The sequence below is a fragment of the Lentzea sp. NPDC054927 genome (assembly GCF_053610285.1).
This window is the reverse complement of record NZ_JBSGXZ010000024.1, coordinates 101,599-116,239: the sequence shown is the minus strand read 5'-3', so window position 1 is coordinate 116,239 and position 14,641 is coordinate 101,599. Positions and strand designations below refer to the sequence as shown.

Below are 14,641 nucleotides of genomic sequence, written 5' to 3'. Positions count from 1 at the left end.
ATCGGATCCGATATATCAGTTCAGGTCGTAGACCTCGATCTTCCCGAGCTTCTCGGGCTTGACGACGTCCGGGTGCGAATCCGGCGCCGTCAGGCAGACGAGCTTGTCGCCGACGACCGCGACGGCGAAGCACGTCTGCGTCGTCTCGACCCGGTGCGTGATCTTGCCGCCCTCGGTCACCCGGAACGCCGCGGGCTGCAACGCCGCCGCCACCCACACCCCGTCGCCGTCCCCGGCGATCCCGTCCGGCGCGATGCCGAACTCCTTCACATCGGCCCACACCCTGCGGTTTTGCAACGATCCGTTGCGGTCGATCGAAAACGAAGTGAGGTGGAATGCAACGGTCTCGGCGACGACGAGGATGGTGCCGCTCTCCGACTCGCCCGTCGGGTCGGGCAGCAGGGCCATGCCGTTCGGGAACTTGAGGTCCTCGGCCGCGACGCTGACGGAGCCGTCGGGCTGGACGAGGGCGAGTGCGGCGCCCTGCGGTTCGAAGTCCGGCTCCAGCAGCCGCGCGATCCCGACTTCGGTGATGAGGCCGTGCAGGTCGAAGCCGAAGTTGCCGACGTACGCGCGGCCCTCGCCGTCGACGAGCATGTCGTTGGCGTGGAACGTCGCGATATCCGATATATCGGCGTGCATCACCAGCTCTTTGCTTCCTGCGTCGTCACCCTCGAGCCTGCGCACCGAGCGGTCGAGCATCGAGACGACGAGGAGGCTTCCGTCGGGCAGCCAGCCGAGGCCCGAGGGCTGGCCGTCGAAGGCGACGACGAGTTCGTCCTCGCCTGTCGCGAGGTCGAGGGCGTGGACCTCTCCCGCGTAGAAGTCGGAGTAGTAGAGGCGGCCGTCGGGGCCGCGTCGCGGTCCCTCGCCGAAGTGAAGACCGTCCCGCAGCACCGTGGTGTCAGCCATGGGCCTCGACGCTAGACGTGGTCGGCAGGTCCCGCATAGACCGCAACGGTGAGAGCAGGACCCACACCATCCCGCCGACGGAGCCGGCGAGCGCGATCCACAGCGTCGGCACGATCCCGATCCACGTGCCGAGCCCGCCGCCCAGCAGCGCGCCCAGCGGCGTCGACCCCCACACCACCCAGCGGATCGAGGCGTTCATCCGGCCCAGCAGGTGGTCGGGGCAGATCGCCTGCCGATAGCTCACCTGGCCGATGTTGTAGACGACGATGCCGAACACGCTCACCGCGGAACCAGCCATCGGCAGCACGAGGCCCCAGCCGTCGGACACGAACGGCAACGTCAGGGTGAACGGCCAGGTCAGCAGCGGGATGAGCCAGATCATCCTGGCCTGTCCGACCAGTTTGCCGATCCGGTAGGCGAACGCCGCTCCGAGCACGCCACCGACACCTCCCGAGCTGAGCAGCAGGCCGGCGGTTCCTTCGCTCAGCCCCACGGTGTTCAGCAGGAAGAGGATGAACACGGCGTTCTGGATGCCGTGGAAGAAGTTCGACGTGCCGGTGGTGGCCACGATCATGCGCAGGGTGACGTTGCTGAAGACGAACCGCAGTCCCTCCGCGATCTCGCGGCGCAGGTGCGGGTCGGGGTGGCGTTCCGGTGCCGGTTCGACGGTCCTGATCCGGAACAGGAAGAACGCCGAGCTCAGGTAGCCCACCCCGGTCGCGAGGACACCGTTGGCCGCGCCGAGGAACTGGGCCGCGTAACCACCGATCGCGGGCCCGGACACCTCCGCGACCGCGAGGCTGGCCTGCAGCTTCGAGTTGCCCTCGACGAGCTGGCCGCGACCGACCAGTGAGGGCAGGTAGGACTGGTAGGCGACGTCGAAGAACACCGTGCACACGCCCACCGCGAGACTCACCACGATCAGCTGCGGCAGTCCGAGCAGGCCGAACCACCACGCGACGGGCACGCTCAGCAGCAGAGCGGCGCGAGCGACGTCCATCGCGATCATCAGCGGTTTGCGCCGCATCCGGTCCACCCACACGCCCGCGGGCAGGCCGATCAGCAGGAACGCCATCATGCTCGCCGCCGACAGCAGACCCATCTCGAACGGTGTCGCGTTGAGCACACCCGCCGCGAGCAGCGGGACCACTGTCATGCCCACGTTCGCGCCGAACTGGCTGATCGTGTCGCCGATCCAGAGCCTGCGGAAGTCGGGGTGCCCCCAAAGCGCCATGCCGAGAAGTCTGCGCTGAGTGATTGGAAGCTGTCAATCACTTAGACTGGGTCCCGTGACGCTCTCCCGGGACCGACGTCCCGCGACCAGGGACGAAGCCGCGGCCCTCAGCTCTGACCTGCGGCTGCGGATGATCCGCATGACGTTCGACCGCCCGCTGACCAACAAGGAGCTGGCGCAGCGGCTCGGCAAGGATCCGGCCACGACGCTGCACCACGTCCGCAAGCTGGTCGCCGCGGGATTCCTGGAGGCGATGCCGGCGCGCGCGGGCAACCGGGGCGCGAAAGAAATCCCCTATCGGTCGACAGGGCTGTCGTGGCAGCTCGACAACAGCGAAAATGTGGTCGCCGTGGGTGAGGCGATGCTGCACGCTTTCCTCGGCGAGGTTGCCGACATCGGGCTCGAACACGTGGATCAGAGCCGCCTGGTCGTCACCGTCGACCCGGAGGAACTAAAGCAGCGGCTCGCGTCGTTGTTGGATGAGCTGGCCGCGCAACCGGTCAAGCCGGATGTTCCCCGTGTGGCGATCTACCTCGCGGTGTATCCGGGGGACTAACTGTCCGTGGGACGATGAAGGGCAAATGACGGAAAACATCCAGAGCACAGAGTTCGACCCCGAGTTCGACTCGACGTGGGAAGAGGAAGACTTCTCGACGGGCGACTACGAACGCGTCGAACGCGCCGCACTGCGTCGCGTCGCCGGGTTGTCGACCGAGCTCGAGGACATCACCGAGGTCGAGTACCGGCAGCTCCGCCTGGAGCGGGTCGTGCTCGTCGGGGTGTGGACCGAGGGCACGGCGGCGGATTCAGACGCGTCGATGGCCGAACTCGCCCGCCTCGCCGAGACCGCGGGTTCCGAGGTGCTCGAAGGCGTGGTGCAGCGGCGCGACAAGCCGGACGCCGCGACGTACATCGGCTCCGGCAAGGTCTCCGAGCTGCGCGACGTCGTGCAGTCGACGGGTGCCGACACCGTGATCTGCGACGGTGAGCTCTCGCCAGGCCAGCTGCGTCAGCTGGAGGAGAAGCTCAAGGTCAAGGTCGTCGACCGCACCGCGCTCATCCTGGACATCTTCGCGCAGCACGCGCAGTCCAAGGAGGGCAAGGCGCAGGTCGAGCTGGCCCAGCTGCAGTACCTGATGCCGCGTCTGCGCGGCTGGGGTGAGTCGTTGTCGCGGCAGGCCGGTGGTCGTGCCGGTGGCGGCAACGGCGGTGTGGGTCTGCGCGGTCCCGGTGAGACCAAGATCGAGACCGACCGCCGCCGGATCCGTGCGCGCATCGCCAAGCTGCGCCGCGAGATCGCCGCGATCGGCGTCGTCCGCGAGACTAAGCGGGGCCGCCGCACGGCGAACGAGATCCCGAGCGTCGCCATCGCGGGCTACACGAACGCGGGCAAGTCGTCGCTGCTCAACGCGCTGACGGGCGCCGGTGTCCTGGTGGAGGACGCGCTGTTCGCCACCCTCGACCCGACGACGCGCCGCGCGGAGACGCCGGAGGGCCTGGCGTACACGCTGACGGACACGGTCGGCTTCGTCCGGCACCTGCCGCACCAGCTGGTCGAGGCGTTCCGCTCCACGCTGGAGGAGGTCGGCCAGGCCGACCTGCTCGTGCACGTGGTCGACGGCTCCGACGCCATGCCGGAGAAGCAGGTCAGTGCCGTGCGCGAGGTCATCTCCGAGATCAACGAGAAGACCGGCGCGGCGATGCCGCGCGAGCTGCTGGTCGTGAACAAGATCGACGCCGTGGGCGACCTGGGCCTGGCCCGGCTGCGGCACCTGTTCCCGGACGCGTCGTTCGTGTCGGCGCACTCGGGCCTCGGCATCGAGGAACTGCGGGTCCGCATCGCCGAGCTGATGCCACGTCCCGAAGTGGTGGTCGAGGCTCTCGTGCCGTACGCGCGCGGCGAGGTGGTCGCCCGCGTGCACCGCGACGGCGAAGTGCTGTCCGAGAAGCACACGGAGTCGGGCACGCTGCTCAGCGCCCGAGTGCGCCCGGACCTCGCCGGCGTGCTCGAGGAGTTCGCGACGAACGGAACGCCTGCTTGATCCCGCCTCCACCGGTGGACGTGTGCCCGGTAGCCATGCAGGAGCTCTCCGGGCTCACGTCCGACGGCAAGCAGTTCTTCGCCGTCAGCGACAGCGACAACGGCACGCTGCGCATCCAGGTCATGGGCCGCGACTGCGTGGTGACGCGCACGATCACCGCGCCCGTGGACCCCTACGACGTCGAAGACCTCGCGATGACGCCGGACGGCACCCTCTGGGCCTCCGACACCGGCGACAACAACAAGTCCCGCACCACGGTCGCCCTGCACAAGGTCTCACCAACGGGCGCCGTGGAGCGGTACCGCGTGACGTACCCGGACGGCAAACACGACGCCGAAGCCCTGCTCATCGACAAGGCCGGTATCCCGTACATCATCACCAAGGAACCCCTGGGTTCCGCACTGGTATACCGCCCCACGGCCGCACTCCGAACCGATGTATCAGTCCCGTTGGAGCAGGTGGCCCGCGTGTCCCTGTCGACGACGGACACCCCGGGCGGCCCGCTCGAAGGCACCCTCGACTCACGCCTGGTGACCGGCGCCGCCTCGATGTCCGACGGCTCCGTCATCGCCCTGCGCACCTACACCGACGCCTACCTCTACCCGGTCCCGGACGGCGACATCTCCAAGGCCTTCGCCGGCGACCCGGTCCGCGTCCCCCTGCCGAACGAACCCCAGGGCGAGGCCATCGCCTTCGACCCGGACGGCACCCTGCTCTCCGCCTCCGAAGGCGCCGGCACCCCGATCCGTTCCGTGGCAGGCGCCGCCGCCCTGGCCCAGCCACCCGCGCCGACGACAACCACGCCTCCACCCGCGGCCGACCAACCGCAGTCGTCGCCGTCGGACTCGCCGAGCTCCTCGTGGCAGAACTGGCCACTGGCCCTGACCCTGGGCGGCCTCGTCCTCATCGCCGCCCTCGTCATCGGCCTCCGCTTCCGCCGCCGCGCCTGACCGCGGGTTCGGGCGGTCAGTCCCAGGCGACGGGCATGCGTTCCAGGCCGCCGATCACCAGGCTCGCCCGGTGCGGCAGTTCGTTCTCGGGGACGGCGAGACGCAGCTTGGGGAACCGGGTGAAGAGGCCCGGAAAGGCGATCTTCAGCTCGATCCGGGCCAGGTGCTGCCCGATGCACTGGTGGATGCCGTGGCCGAACGCGAGATGGCCGGCCGCCCCGCGCGCCAGGTCGAGGACGTCGGGGTCGGCGTAGCGCGCCGGGTCGCGGTTGGCCGAACCCAGCTCGACGAACACGGTGTCACCCGCGCGCACGAGGGTGCCGTCGATCTCTGCGTCCTCCAACGCGGTGCGCGCCGTCGCCGGCGTCAGGCTGATGTAGCGCAGGAGCTCTTCGACGGCTGCGTCGGGATTCGCCAGCATCGCGTCCACCCGCTCCGGCGAGCGCATGAGTTCCAGCGTGCCGAGCGACAGCATGTTCGTGGTCGTGTCGAGGCCGCCGCCGAGCAACGCCATGCCCATCGCGGCCATCTCGTCATCGGTCAGGTCGCTTCCCGACGACGAATTGGCGTTGACGAGGTCGCTGAGCAGGTCGTCGGTCGGCTGCAGGCGCTTCGCCGCGACCATTTCCAGCATGAACCGCTGCAGCCGTTCGAACGCGGCGAACATCTCCGCCGCCTCGTCCGCTCCCGCGCCGCTGGCGCCGGTCAGCAGCATGGCGTCCTGCTGGAAGTCCGTGCGGCGCTCGTACGGGACGCCCAGCAGTTCGCAGATCATCAAGCCTGGGACCGGCACCGCGAAGTGCGCGACCAGGTCCGCCGGCGATCCCTGCGCCGCCAGCTCGTCGAGGTGGTCGGCGGTGATCGCTTCGAGCCGCTCGGCGAGCAGGCGCATCCGGCGGACGGTGAACTGACCGGTGAGCTTGCCGCGGTAGCGGGTGTGGTCCGGCGGGTCGTGGTCGGTGAACGCGCCGGGTGGTGACGGCGGCGCGTCGCCGGGGCTGCCGGGACCGAACGGGTTGTGCATCAGGTCCGGCCGGATGCTGAAGCGGTGGTCCGCGAGCACGGCCCGCACGGTGGCGTGGTCGTGTGCTCGCCAGCCGGCGTGCCCGTCCGGGAACGTCATCGGGCTGAGTGGCATTGCTCCCCCTTGCAACGAGGTCTTTCCCCTACCTGCAAGCTAAGAACGTTTGCGGACGAAGTCAAAAGACTCATTGCAATGGCCTGAGGCGCAAGGCACCATGAGGTTGTGCCTGGTAAGCGGCTAGATGAAGAGGAACGGCAGCTCATCGCCCAGTGGGTGTGGGACGGGCTGGGGTACTCCGAAATCGGGAGGCGGTTGCAAAGGCCGGCGTCCACGATCCAGCGGGAAGTGGTGCGCAACGGGGGCCACAACAATTACCGGCCGGCCGCCGCGCACCGGGCGGCGAGCGAGCGGGCGATGCGCCGGATGCCCGCGGCGGACGATCTCGACGTCGACGACGAGGCGTACTCGTTCGACCGCAGCCCGGGACAGGTGCAGGAGTTCCACCTGAGGCTGGTCGCGGTGTTCGTGCAGACCGGGCTGACGCGCACGGCGGCGCGGATCCTCGCCGAGATCTTCATGACCGACAAGGGCAGTCTGTCCGCGACCGAGCTGGTGCTGCGGTTGTCGGTCAGTCCCGGCACGATCTCGCGGTCGACGACTCACCTGCAGCAGTTGGACCTGTTGCGCGCCGAGCGCGACGGCAAACGCATGCGGTACTTCCTCGACGACGAGATCTGGTACCGCGCGTGGCTGTCCAGCGCCCAGCGCAACTCGACCTGGGCGCACACCGCACTGGACGGTGCCGAGATCTTCGGTCTCGACACCCCAGTGGGTGCACGCCTCAAGGACATGGGTCAGTTCTTCAGCTTCGTCGTCGTGGACATGGAGTCCACGCGGCAGAAGTGGCTGGACTTCTTCGAGAAGAAGAAGCGAGCCAGGGGAGAGAGCTAGAACTGGTGAGGAGAACTACGGCAGGCGCCGCAGCACGGTGACGACCTTGCCGAGGATGGTGGCCTCGTCGCCGTTGATCGGCTGGTAGGCCGTGTTGTGCGGCATCAGCCACACGTGCCCGTCCTTGCGCTTGAACGTCTTCACGGTCGCCTCGCCGTCGATCATGGCGGCGACGATCTCGCCCTGGTCCGCGGTGGGCTGCTTGCGGATCACGACCCAGTCGCCGTCGGTGATCGCGGCGTCGATCATCGAGTCACCGACGACGCGCAGCAGGAACAGCTCGCCCTCGCCGACGATCTCGCGCGGCAACGGGAACACGTCCTCGATCGACTCCTCCGCCAGGATCGGGCCACCGGCGGCGATGCGGCCGAGCATCGGCACGTACGCGGGCGTCGGCTTGGACATCGGGTCGAGGCCGGGATCGATCTCGGACGGCAGCATCCCCACCGCTCGCGGGCGGTTCGCGTCGCGGCGCAGGAAACCCTTCCGCTCCAGCGCGCGCAACTGGTACGCGACCGAGGAGGTCGACGTGAGGCCGACGGCCTCACCGATCTCCCGCACGCTCGGCGGATAGCCGAATCGGTCGACCCAGTCGCGAATCACGTCGAGCACCTTGCGCTGGCGCAAAGTCAGGCCGGCATTACCTGCGATCTCGCTTACCTCTGTCTCAACAAGAGCGGGGTCTGGGCCGATCGTCTTGCCTGCCACGGTCGCTGTCCTCCTCGCCGCCCCCAGTTCGAATGGGATTCCGGCCTCCGTCGATCTTCGTGGTCGACGGTAGTCGTGTTTGCTGCACAGATCAAACACCTGTTCGAGGTATTTGGGCGCGTGTTGTGGCGTCCGGCGGGTCGCCGTGGTAGAAATTCGCACGGACGTTCGATCGAACCCCTGTTCGATCAAGGTACTTGACCTGCGATGGAGGGCGTCATGGCGGTGCTCGTCGAGAAGCGGTTGCGCGTAGTTGATGACACTGAGGTCGCAGCCGTCGCAGCGGGACGTCCACTCCGTTCGGGTCCCCGCGTCATGCCGAGGCGCCCGGCGACCAGGCCGCGCCCGGTCGTCGTGGCGGCGCCGCGCGAGTCGAGCTCGTGCGAGGTCCGGCCGAAGCGCGAGTCGCTGTTCGAACTCATCGCGGTCGGTGTTCTGAGCGCACTCACGGTGGTCGCGCTCGGCGTGCTCTACCTACAGCAGGCGGGGGTCACCCCGTAGGCCTGCCCCTACATCTTGTGTTTGCGACGCCCGACGTGACGTGTTCACTCCGTCATGTGCGGGCGTCGTTGCGTAATCACCGCTGATCGCTCGCGGTTCCTCCAACAGAGTGACACGCGACGCGCCGTGTCGAGTTGCGTCGGCGTCCGCTGCGATCTAGGTTCTACCCCTACATCTAGTGGTTACACCGTTGTAAGTAGTCCACAGGTTGTGGGTAACCCGACCAGTGTGGCTGCTGCGGCGGGTGCTGCGCTGGGAAGGGGTGAGTTGGCGTGCGGTGTCCGTTCTGCCGCCATTCGGACTCACGGGTCGTTGACTCCCGTGAGGTCGACGAGGGTCAGGTGATCCGTCGTCGTCGCTCCTGCAACAGCTGCAGCCGCAGGTTCACCACGGTCGAAGAAGCGGTTCTCGCCGTGGTCAAGCGCTCCGGCGTGACGGAGCCTTTCAGCCGCGACAAGGTTGTCGTCGGCGTGCGCAGGGCGTGCCAGGGCCGCCCGGTCGACGAGGACGCGTTCCAGCAGCTCGCCCAGCGAGTGGAAGAGTCGATCCGGTCGACGGGATGTGCGGAAATCGCCAGCCACGAGGTCGGCCTCGCCATTCTGGGCCCCCTGCGTGAGCTCGACGAGGTCGCATATCTGCGCTTCGCGAGCGTTTACAGGTCCTTCTCGTCCGTCGAGGACTTCGAGAAGGAAATTCTTGATCTTCGCACTGCGAGAGCCGAGGACGTACCGGCCGAGCAGTGATCCGCGCGCCTCAAAGCACGCGAAGCCACCATCTTTCTTTTCCACGCACCAGCACTAGGGAGATCCACCGTGACCGAGACCGTCGGCGGCTCAGCCAAGAAGACAGCCGCACGGGCGGCTGCGAAGCCTGCCGCGCTGAAGGTCCAGCGCGTCTACACCACCGAGGGCAGCCACCCCTATGACGAGGTCACCTGGGAGCGCCGCGACGTCGTCATGACGAACTGGCGCGACGGCTCGGTGAACTTCGAGCAGCGCGGTGTCGAGTTCCCCGAGTCCTGGTCGGTGAACGCCACCAACATCGTGACCAGCAAGTACTTCCGCGGTGCCGTCGGCAGTGAGAAGCGCGAGCAGTCGCTGCGCCAGCTGATCGACCGCGTGGTGCACAAGTACGTGGGCGCGGGCAAGGAGCACGGCTACTTCGCTTCCGAGCAGGACGCGGAGATCTTCGAGCACGAGCTCACCTACATGCTTCTGCACCAGGTGTTCAGCTTCAACTCGCCGGTGTGGTTCAACGTCGGCACGACCTCGCCGCAGCAGGTCAGCGCGTGCTTCATCCTCGCGGTCGACGACACGATGGAGTCGATCCTGAACTGGTACCGCGAGGAGGGCCTGATCTTCAAGGGCGGCTCCGGTGCCGGCCTGAACCTCTCGCGCATCCGTTCCTCGAAGGAGCTGCTGTCCTCCGGCGGCACCGCGTCCGGCCCGGTGTCGTTCATGCGCGGCGCCGACGCGTCCGCAGGCACCATCAAGTCCGGTGGCGCCACCCGCCGCGCGGCCAAGATGGTCGTTCTCGACGTCGACCACCCGGACGTCGAGGAGTTCATCGAGACCAAGGCGAAGGAAGAGAACAAGATCCGCGCGCTGCGCGACGCCGGGTTCGACATGGACCTCGGCGGCGCGGACATCGTGTCGGTGCAGTACCAGAACGCCAACAACTCGATCCGCGTCTCGGACGAGTTCATGCACGCCTACGAGAGCGGCAACGACTTCGGCCTGCGCGCGCGCCAGACCGGTGAGGTCATCGAGCGCGTCGACGCCAAGTCGCTGTTCGGCAAGCTCGCCCAGGCGGCGTGGGCCTGTGCCGACCCCGGCATCCAGTACGACGACACGATCAACGACTGGCACACCTGCCCCGAGTCGGGCCGCATCACCGCGTCCAACCCGTGCTCGGAGTACATGCACCTCGACAACTCGAGCTGCAACCTCGCGTCGCTGAACCTGATGAAGTTCCTCGGTGACGACGGCCGCTTCGACGCCGTCACGTTCGCCAAGGCCGTCGAGCTGATCATCACCGCGATGGACATCTCGATCTGCTTCGCGGACTTCCCGACTGAGCCGATCGCGGACACCACCCGCAAGTTCCGTCAGCTCGGCATCGGCTACGCCAACCTCGGCGCGCTGCTGATGGCGACCGGCCACGCGTACGACTCCGAGGGCGGCCGCGCGCTCGCCGCGACCATCACCTCGCTGATGACGGGTGTCTCGTACCGCCGTTCCGCCGAGCTCGCGGGCATGGTCGGCGCGTACGACGGCTACAAGCGCAACGCCACGGCCCACCAGCGCGTCATGCGCAAGCACGCCGCCGCCAACGACCTGATCCGCACCTACGGCGGAAACGACGCCGCCACGCACAAGGTCGCGACCGAGGCGTGGCAGCAGTCGCTGGAGATCGGCGCGAAGAACGGCTGGCGCAACGCCCAGGCGTCCGTGCTGGCCCCCACCGGCACCATCGGCCTGATGATGGACTGCGACACCACCGGTATCGAGCCGGACCTGGCCCTGGTCAAGTTCAAGAAGCTCGTCGGCGGCGGCTCGATGCAGATCGTCAACCAGACGGTGCCGCGCGCCCTGAAGTCCCTGGGCTACCAGGACGAGCAGATCGAGGCGATCGTCGAGTTCATCGCCGAGCACGGCCACGTCGTCGACGCGCCGGGCCTGCGCCGCGAGCACTACGAGGTCTTCGACTGCGCGATGGGCGAGCGTTCCATCGCGCCCATGGGCCACGTGCGGATGATGGCGGCCACGCAGCCGTTCCTGTCCGGCGCGATCTCCAAGACGGTCAACATGCCGGAGAACGCCACGGTCGAGGACGTCGAGGAGATCTACTACCAGGGCTGGAAGCTCGGCCTGAAGGCACTCGCGATCTACCGCGACAACTGCAAGGTCGGCCAGCCGCTGTCGGCGGGCAAGGGCGCGAACAAGGGCGCCGAGGCCAAGACCGAGACGGTCGTCGAGTACCGCCCGGTCCGCAAGCGCCTGCCGAAGAAGCGCCCGTCGCAGACCGTGTCGTTCACGGTCGGTGGCGCCGAGGGCTACCTGCACGCCGGTTCCTACCCGGACAACGGCCTCGGCGAGATCTTCGTCAAGCTGGGCAAGCAGGGCTCGACGCTGGCCGGCGTGATGGACGCGTTCTCGATGTCGATCTCGGTGGGTCTGCAGTACGGCATCCCGCTCGAGTTCTACGTCTCGAAGTTCCAGAACCTGCGCTTCGAGCCGGCGGGCATGACCGACGACCCGGACGTGCGCATCGCCACCTCGGTGCTGGACTACCTGTTCCGCCGCCTGGCGCTGGACTACCTGTCCTACGACAAGCGCGCGCAGCTCGGCATCTTCACCGCCGACGAGCGTTCCGCACAGGTCGCGGGCGAGTACGGCGCGCCTTCGTCCGATGTGGACCTCGAGGGTCTGCGCGGTTCGGTGGAGTCGGCTCCGAAGCAGGTCGAGGCCTCGGTCGAGACCCCGAAGCACGTCGGCAGCTCGACCGAGCTGCTGGAGCTGCACCTGGGCAAGGCCGCTGACGCGCCGCTGTGCATGACCTGCGGCACGAAGATGCGCCCGGCCGGCTCGTGCTACCTGTGCGAGGGCTGCGGCAGCACCTCCGGCTGCAGCTGACCCGAGGGTCTTCAACTGGTGAAGTGAACGTTCAGAGCCGGGGCGGCCGCGGTCGCCCCGGCTCTGGCATGCCCGCTGTTCATCACGGCGGCTACGAGGAGGCTCCGATGGATCAACTCCTGGCCGGCTACCTGGTGGCCGCGAGAACTACCAGGACGGACTGGCAGGCCGAGGGGCTGCCGAGCGGTGACCTGATCTCGATGAGCGGCTGCGTCGCGGATCTGGTGCCGGCGAGGCGCGACGGCTGGGACGACTGGTTCGACGATCCGGTCTCGGCTGAGCAGGCACGCACTCGTGCGGGCCGATCGGGGCTTCAGGTGCTCGCGGTCGGCATCGCCGCGACCGACGCTCCCGCGTTGCTCCAGGACCTGGCCGAAGGAGGCCTCCGCCCGGACATGGGCGGAGTGGCGGAGCGTCTGGATCGCCAGGAAGCCTTTCCCGGCCCGCACTCCGGTCGAGTGCGGGGCTTCGAACTGGTCGGCTACGACTCCGGACTGTGGCACACGTGGACCTGCCTCGGCGGGCTCGTCAACGACGTCCGGCAGGCGACGGGCATCCGGCCGGGAGCATGGGGGCTGATCCAGGACGAGCAGGAGGCTCGCCGGGCCGCGGCGTGGCTCACGGCCTCCGGGCTGGGCGACCCGAAGGTCTTCCTGTGGGTTCCGGCTCTCCTGGTCGAGATCGGTGAGCACGGGGACAGCGTCACGGCAGTGTGATGCCGTGACGGTCCGCCAGCTTCTTCTCGATCTCCGCGATCACGCACGCGATCGTCGACGGGTTGAGCCGGCCCTCTCCGAAGCGGACGACGGTCTTCGCGAACTCGGCCGCCGCCAGCGCCCGGCACTCGGCGTTGAGAGACCGGTGGTTGACGGGCGCCTCCTTGAAGCACTCCAGCGGCTTGCGGCCGAAGATGACCTCGAACTCCTCCCACCCGCGCAACGTCCAGTACGTGTCGTAGGACGAGACGGCGGTCGCGCGCAGCCACCGCCACAGATACTGCGGATCCAGGTGGCTCGGCGACTCGGTGACGCATCGCCCGCACAACAGCACGAGGTTGTCCGTGGTGCGACTGCCACCCATCGACGCAGGCACGACAAGGTGTTGCTCCAGTGAGGACCTGTAACCACAGCGCCAGCATCTTTCGTGTGCGGTGCTCCAGTCGACGACGAGGTCGACCTCGTGCTCGACCCAGTACGCGACGATCTGCTGGTTGCTGATGCTCATGGTGCCCTCCCCAGTTGAGTTGACCTTCCTGTCGGTGTCGCGGGCGATTGCGTTTCACATACGGGCAGCTGATAAAACAACGCGGCGAAGGGGGAGAAATGCGTTCGTTCGACGACTTACGCCGTTACCTGCTCGGACAGCTCAACGCCGCTGTTCGGCGACCTGGCATGTACGGCGGTGAGGCGGTGATCCTCAACCTGCTAGACGCGCTGGCGTTCGCCGACGACCGCACGGACCGATGGCAGACCGAGCTCGACGCACTGGTGGCGCGCGGCGCGGCCAACGCGGCGATGGTGAGCGGCGCGGTGCACGAGGTGCTCGGCCACCGCAGCGAGGACGTCATGGCGTCGGTGTACGCGGATCTCGCGCACCGGCAGGGCTGGTTGTCGCTGGACGCGGACAGCCGGATTCCCGGGGTGCTCGGCGAACGGGACTGCGTGCTCGACGACGTGATCGCGGAGTACGGCGAACCGCCGTTGTGGCTGGGCGGCACCAACCCGAAGTACTCGAAGACGCTGGCCTACCCGGACCGGTCCGGCTCGCTCGTGTTCTTCCACTTCATGCCGGAGCTGCGGCTGATGGCGACGAGGCGTGGCGAGGGCGGGTTCCGCGACAGCTTCGTCTTCACGCCTGCCGGGCAATCGCGGTGACGATCTCGATGAACTCGGCGATCAACGGTGTGCGCCGGTGCTCGGCCCACGCCAGCGCCACCTCGTTCGGCGCGATGTCCTCGATCGGCACGTGCACGAGGTCGTCGCGCGAGTAGAACACCGCCGTCGACAACGGCAGGATCGCGACGCCGCCGTGCAATGCGACGTGCTCCAGCTTCTCCTCGACGGACCGGAACCCCGGCGGGTCGGTGTGCTGCACGCGCCGCTCGCCGGACAGGTCCGTCTCCAGCACGCTTTCCTTGCCCGCCAGCCGATGCGTCACCGGTACCACGGCCACCCGCGGCTCGCTGAACAACGGCGTCAACCGCAGGCCGGCGTCAGGAACCGGCAACCGCACGTAGCTCACGTCCACGCGCCCGTCGTGGATCACCTCGACCTGGTCCTCCCACGTCGTGCGCAGGACGTCGACCCGCAGCCCGGGGTGCCGCGAAGCCAGCAGGCGGACCGCGGGCGTGATGATCAGACCCGGCATGAAGCCGACCGTGAACGTGTCCGCCACGCCCACGCGCCGCAGCAACGCCGAGGCCTGCGCGAGCAACGGGCGGGCGTCGGCCAGCAGTTGCGCACCGGCAGGAGTCAGCGCGGTGCCCTTCGAGGAACGGTCGAACAGCTGCACCTTCAGCTCGGCTTCCAGCGCGCGGATCTGCCGCGACAGCACGGGCTGCGCGATGTGCAGCGTCTCGGCGGCGCGGCCGAAGTTGAGCTGCTCCGCGACCGCCACGAAATACCGCAGCTTCCGCAGGTCCAGGTCCATACCTCCAGGGTATGGCAGACGACCGGACAAGTCTT

General features: G+C 68.1%; 15 protein-coding genes. 9 read left to right on the top strand and 6 right to left on the bottom strand.

Annotated elements, in window-relative coordinates:
- Positions 1-15: 15 nt before the first annotated feature.
- Together ACWGE0_RS27785 and ACWGE0_RS27780 are read right to left on the bottom strand one after the other, a co-directional pair.
- The gene (locus tag ACWGE0_RS27785; protein WP_452263830.1) at positions 16-912 is read right to left on the bottom strand and encodes an SMP-30/gluconolactonase/LRE family protein; all 897 of its coding nucleotides are present in this window, start codon (positions 910-912) and stop codon (positions 16-18) included.
- Positions 905-2,146 (bottom strand): MFS transporter, encoded by a 1,242-nt coding sequence (locus ACWGE0_RS27780; RefSeq protein WP_452263829.1) that lies wholly within the window; start codon positions 2,144-2,146, stop codon positions 905-907. The genes ACWGE0_RS27785 and ACWGE0_RS27780 overlap by 8 nt, the downstream gene beginning before the upstream one ends.
- Positions 2,147-2,201: 55 nt before the next feature.
- Between ACWGE0_RS27780 and ACWGE0_RS27775 the strand changes: the two genes are divergently transcribed.
- From ACWGE0_RS27775 to ACWGE0_RS27765, 3 genes are read left to right on the top strand one after another with little or no spacing between them, the layout of a single operon-like run.
- On the top strand, positions 2,202-2,702 hold the full coding sequence (locus ACWGE0_RS27775) for an ArsR/SmtB family transcription factor (RefSeq protein ID WP_452263828.1): 501 nt from the start codon (positions 2,202-2,204) through the stop codon (positions 2,700-2,702).
- Between the two features lie 25 nt (positions 2,703-2,727).
- Positions 2,728-4,188 (top strand): GTPase HflX, encoded by a 1,461-nt coding sequence (gene hflX / locus ACWGE0_RS27770; protein ID WP_452263827.1) that lies wholly within the window; start codon positions 2,728-2,730, stop codon positions 4,186-4,188.
- On the top strand, positions 4,185-5,138 hold the full coding sequence (locus ACWGE0_RS27765) for a hypothetical protein (RefSeq protein WP_452263826.1): 954 nt from the start codon (positions 4,185-4,187) through the stop codon (positions 5,136-5,138). Before hflX ends, ACWGE0_RS27765 begins: the two co-directional genes overlap by 4 nt.
- Positions 5,139-5,154: 16 nt before the next feature.
- Here the strand turns inward: ACWGE0_RS27765 and ACWGE0_RS27760 are convergent, their stop codons facing one another.
- On the bottom strand, positions 5,155-6,276 hold the full coding sequence (locus tag ACWGE0_RS27760) for a cytochrome P450 (protein ID WP_452263825.1): 1,122 nt from the start codon (positions 6,274-6,276) through the stop codon (positions 5,155-5,157).
- Between the two features lie 108 nt (positions 6,277-6,384).
- Here ACWGE0_RS27760 and ACWGE0_RS27755 point away from each other — a divergent pair, with 108 nt between their 5' ends.
- Positions 6,385-7,113 carry a helix-turn-helix domain-containing protein gene (locus tag ACWGE0_RS27755; RefSeq protein WP_452263824.1) on the top strand — a complete coding sequence of 243 codons (729 nt, stop codon included), beginning with the start codon at positions 6,385-6,387 and terminating at the stop codon, positions 7,111-7,113.
- 15 nt (positions 7,114-7,128) lie between these two features.
- On the opposite strand, the gene lexA is transcribed toward ACWGE0_RS27755, so the two are convergent.
- A complete protein-coding gene (lexA, locus tag ACWGE0_RS27750) occupies positions 7,129-7,806 on the bottom strand; it encodes a transcriptional repressor LexA (protein ID WP_452263845.1) in 678 nt (225 codons plus the stop codon).
- 234 nt (positions 7,807-8,040) lie between these two features.
- Here lexA and ACWGE0_RS27745 point away from each other — a divergent pair, with 234 nt between their 5' ends.
- From ACWGE0_RS27745 to ACWGE0_RS27730, 4 genes are all read left to right on the top strand, one after another.
- Positions 8,041-8,322: a hypothetical protein gene (locus tag ACWGE0_RS27745; RefSeq protein WP_452263823.1), complete on the top strand. Its 282-nt coding sequence runs from the start codon at positions 8,041-8,043 to the stop codon at positions 8,320-8,322.
- A gap of 272 nt (positions 8,323-8,594) precedes the next feature.
- Positions 8,595-9,065 (top strand): transcriptional regulator NrdR, encoded by a 471-nt coding sequence (gene nrdR / locus ACWGE0_RS27740; RefSeq protein WP_086666468.1) that lies wholly within the window; start codon positions 8,595-8,597, stop codon positions 9,063-9,065.
- Between the two features lie 69 nt (positions 9,066-9,134).
- Complete coding sequence (locus ACWGE0_RS27735) at positions 9,135-11,957, top strand: vitamin B12-dependent ribonucleotide reductase (protein ID WP_452263822.1); 2,823 nt, start codon at positions 9,135-9,137, stop codon at positions 11,955-11,957.
- 107 nt (positions 11,958-12,064) lie between these two features.
- Entirely contained in the window at positions 12,065-12,673 is a 609-nt protein-coding gene (locus ACWGE0_RS27730) for a hypothetical protein (protein WP_452263821.1), read from the top strand.
- On the opposite strand, the gene ACWGE0_RS27725 is transcribed toward ACWGE0_RS27730, so the two are convergent.
- Complete coding sequence (locus tag ACWGE0_RS27725) at positions 12,660-13,181, bottom strand: HNH endonuclease (protein WP_452263820.1); 522 nt, start codon at positions 13,179-13,181, stop codon at positions 12,660-12,662. The two genes, ACWGE0_RS27730 and ACWGE0_RS27725, sit on opposite strands and share 14 nt — an antisense overlap.
- Before the next feature lie 98 nt (positions 13,182-13,279).
- Here ACWGE0_RS27725 and ACWGE0_RS27720 point away from each other — a divergent pair, with 98 nt between their 5' ends.
- Positions 13,280-13,831: a hypothetical protein gene (locus ACWGE0_RS27720; protein WP_319964612.1), complete on the top strand. Its 552-nt coding sequence runs from the start codon at positions 13,280-13,282 to the stop codon at positions 13,829-13,831.
- Here the strand turns inward: ACWGE0_RS27720 and ACWGE0_RS27715 are convergent.
- Entirely contained in the window at positions 13,806-14,606 is an 801-nt protein-coding gene (locus ACWGE0_RS27715) for a LysR family transcriptional regulator (RefSeq protein ID WP_452263819.1), read from the bottom strand. The genes ACWGE0_RS27720 and ACWGE0_RS27715 overlap by 26 nt on opposite strands.
- Between the last annotated feature and the right edge of the window lie 35 nt (positions 14,607-14,641).

Coding starts and splice junctions, on each gene's coding strand:
- ACWGE0_RS27785 (WP_452263830.1), bottom strand. CDS start 912: ATGGCTGACACCACGGTGCTGCGGGACGGTCTTCACTTCGGCGAGGGA.
- ACWGE0_RS27780 (WP_452263829.1), bottom strand. CDS start 2,146: ATGGCGCTTTGGGGGCACCCCGACTTCCGCAGGCTCTGGATCGGCGAC.
- hflX (WP_452263827.1), top strand. CDS start 2,728: ATGACGGAAAACATCCAGAGCACAGAGTTCGACCCCGAGTTCGACTCG.
- ACWGE0_RS27760 (WP_452263825.1), bottom strand. CDS start 6,276: ATGCCACTCAGCCCGATGACGTTCCCGGACGGGCACGCCGGCTGGCGA.
- ACWGE0_RS27745 (WP_452263823.1), top strand. CDS start 8,041: ATGGCGGTGCTCGTCGAGAAGCGGTTGCGCGTAGTTGATGACACTGAG.
- ACWGE0_RS27730 (WP_452263821.1), top strand. CDS start 12,065: ATGGATCAACTCCTGGCCGGCTACCTGGTGGCCGCGAGAACTACCAGG.
- ACWGE0_RS27725 (WP_452263820.1), bottom strand. CDS start 13,181: ATGAGCATCAGCAACCAGCAGATCGTCGCGTACTGGGTCGAGCACGAG.
- ACWGE0_RS27720 (WP_319964612.1), top strand. CDS start 13,280: ATGCGTTCGTTCGACGACTTACGCCGTTACCTGCTCGGACAGCTCAAC.
- ACWGE0_RS27715 (WP_452263819.1), bottom strand. CDS start 14,606: ATGGACCTGGACCTGCGGAAGCTGCGGTATTTCGTGGCGGTCGCGGAG.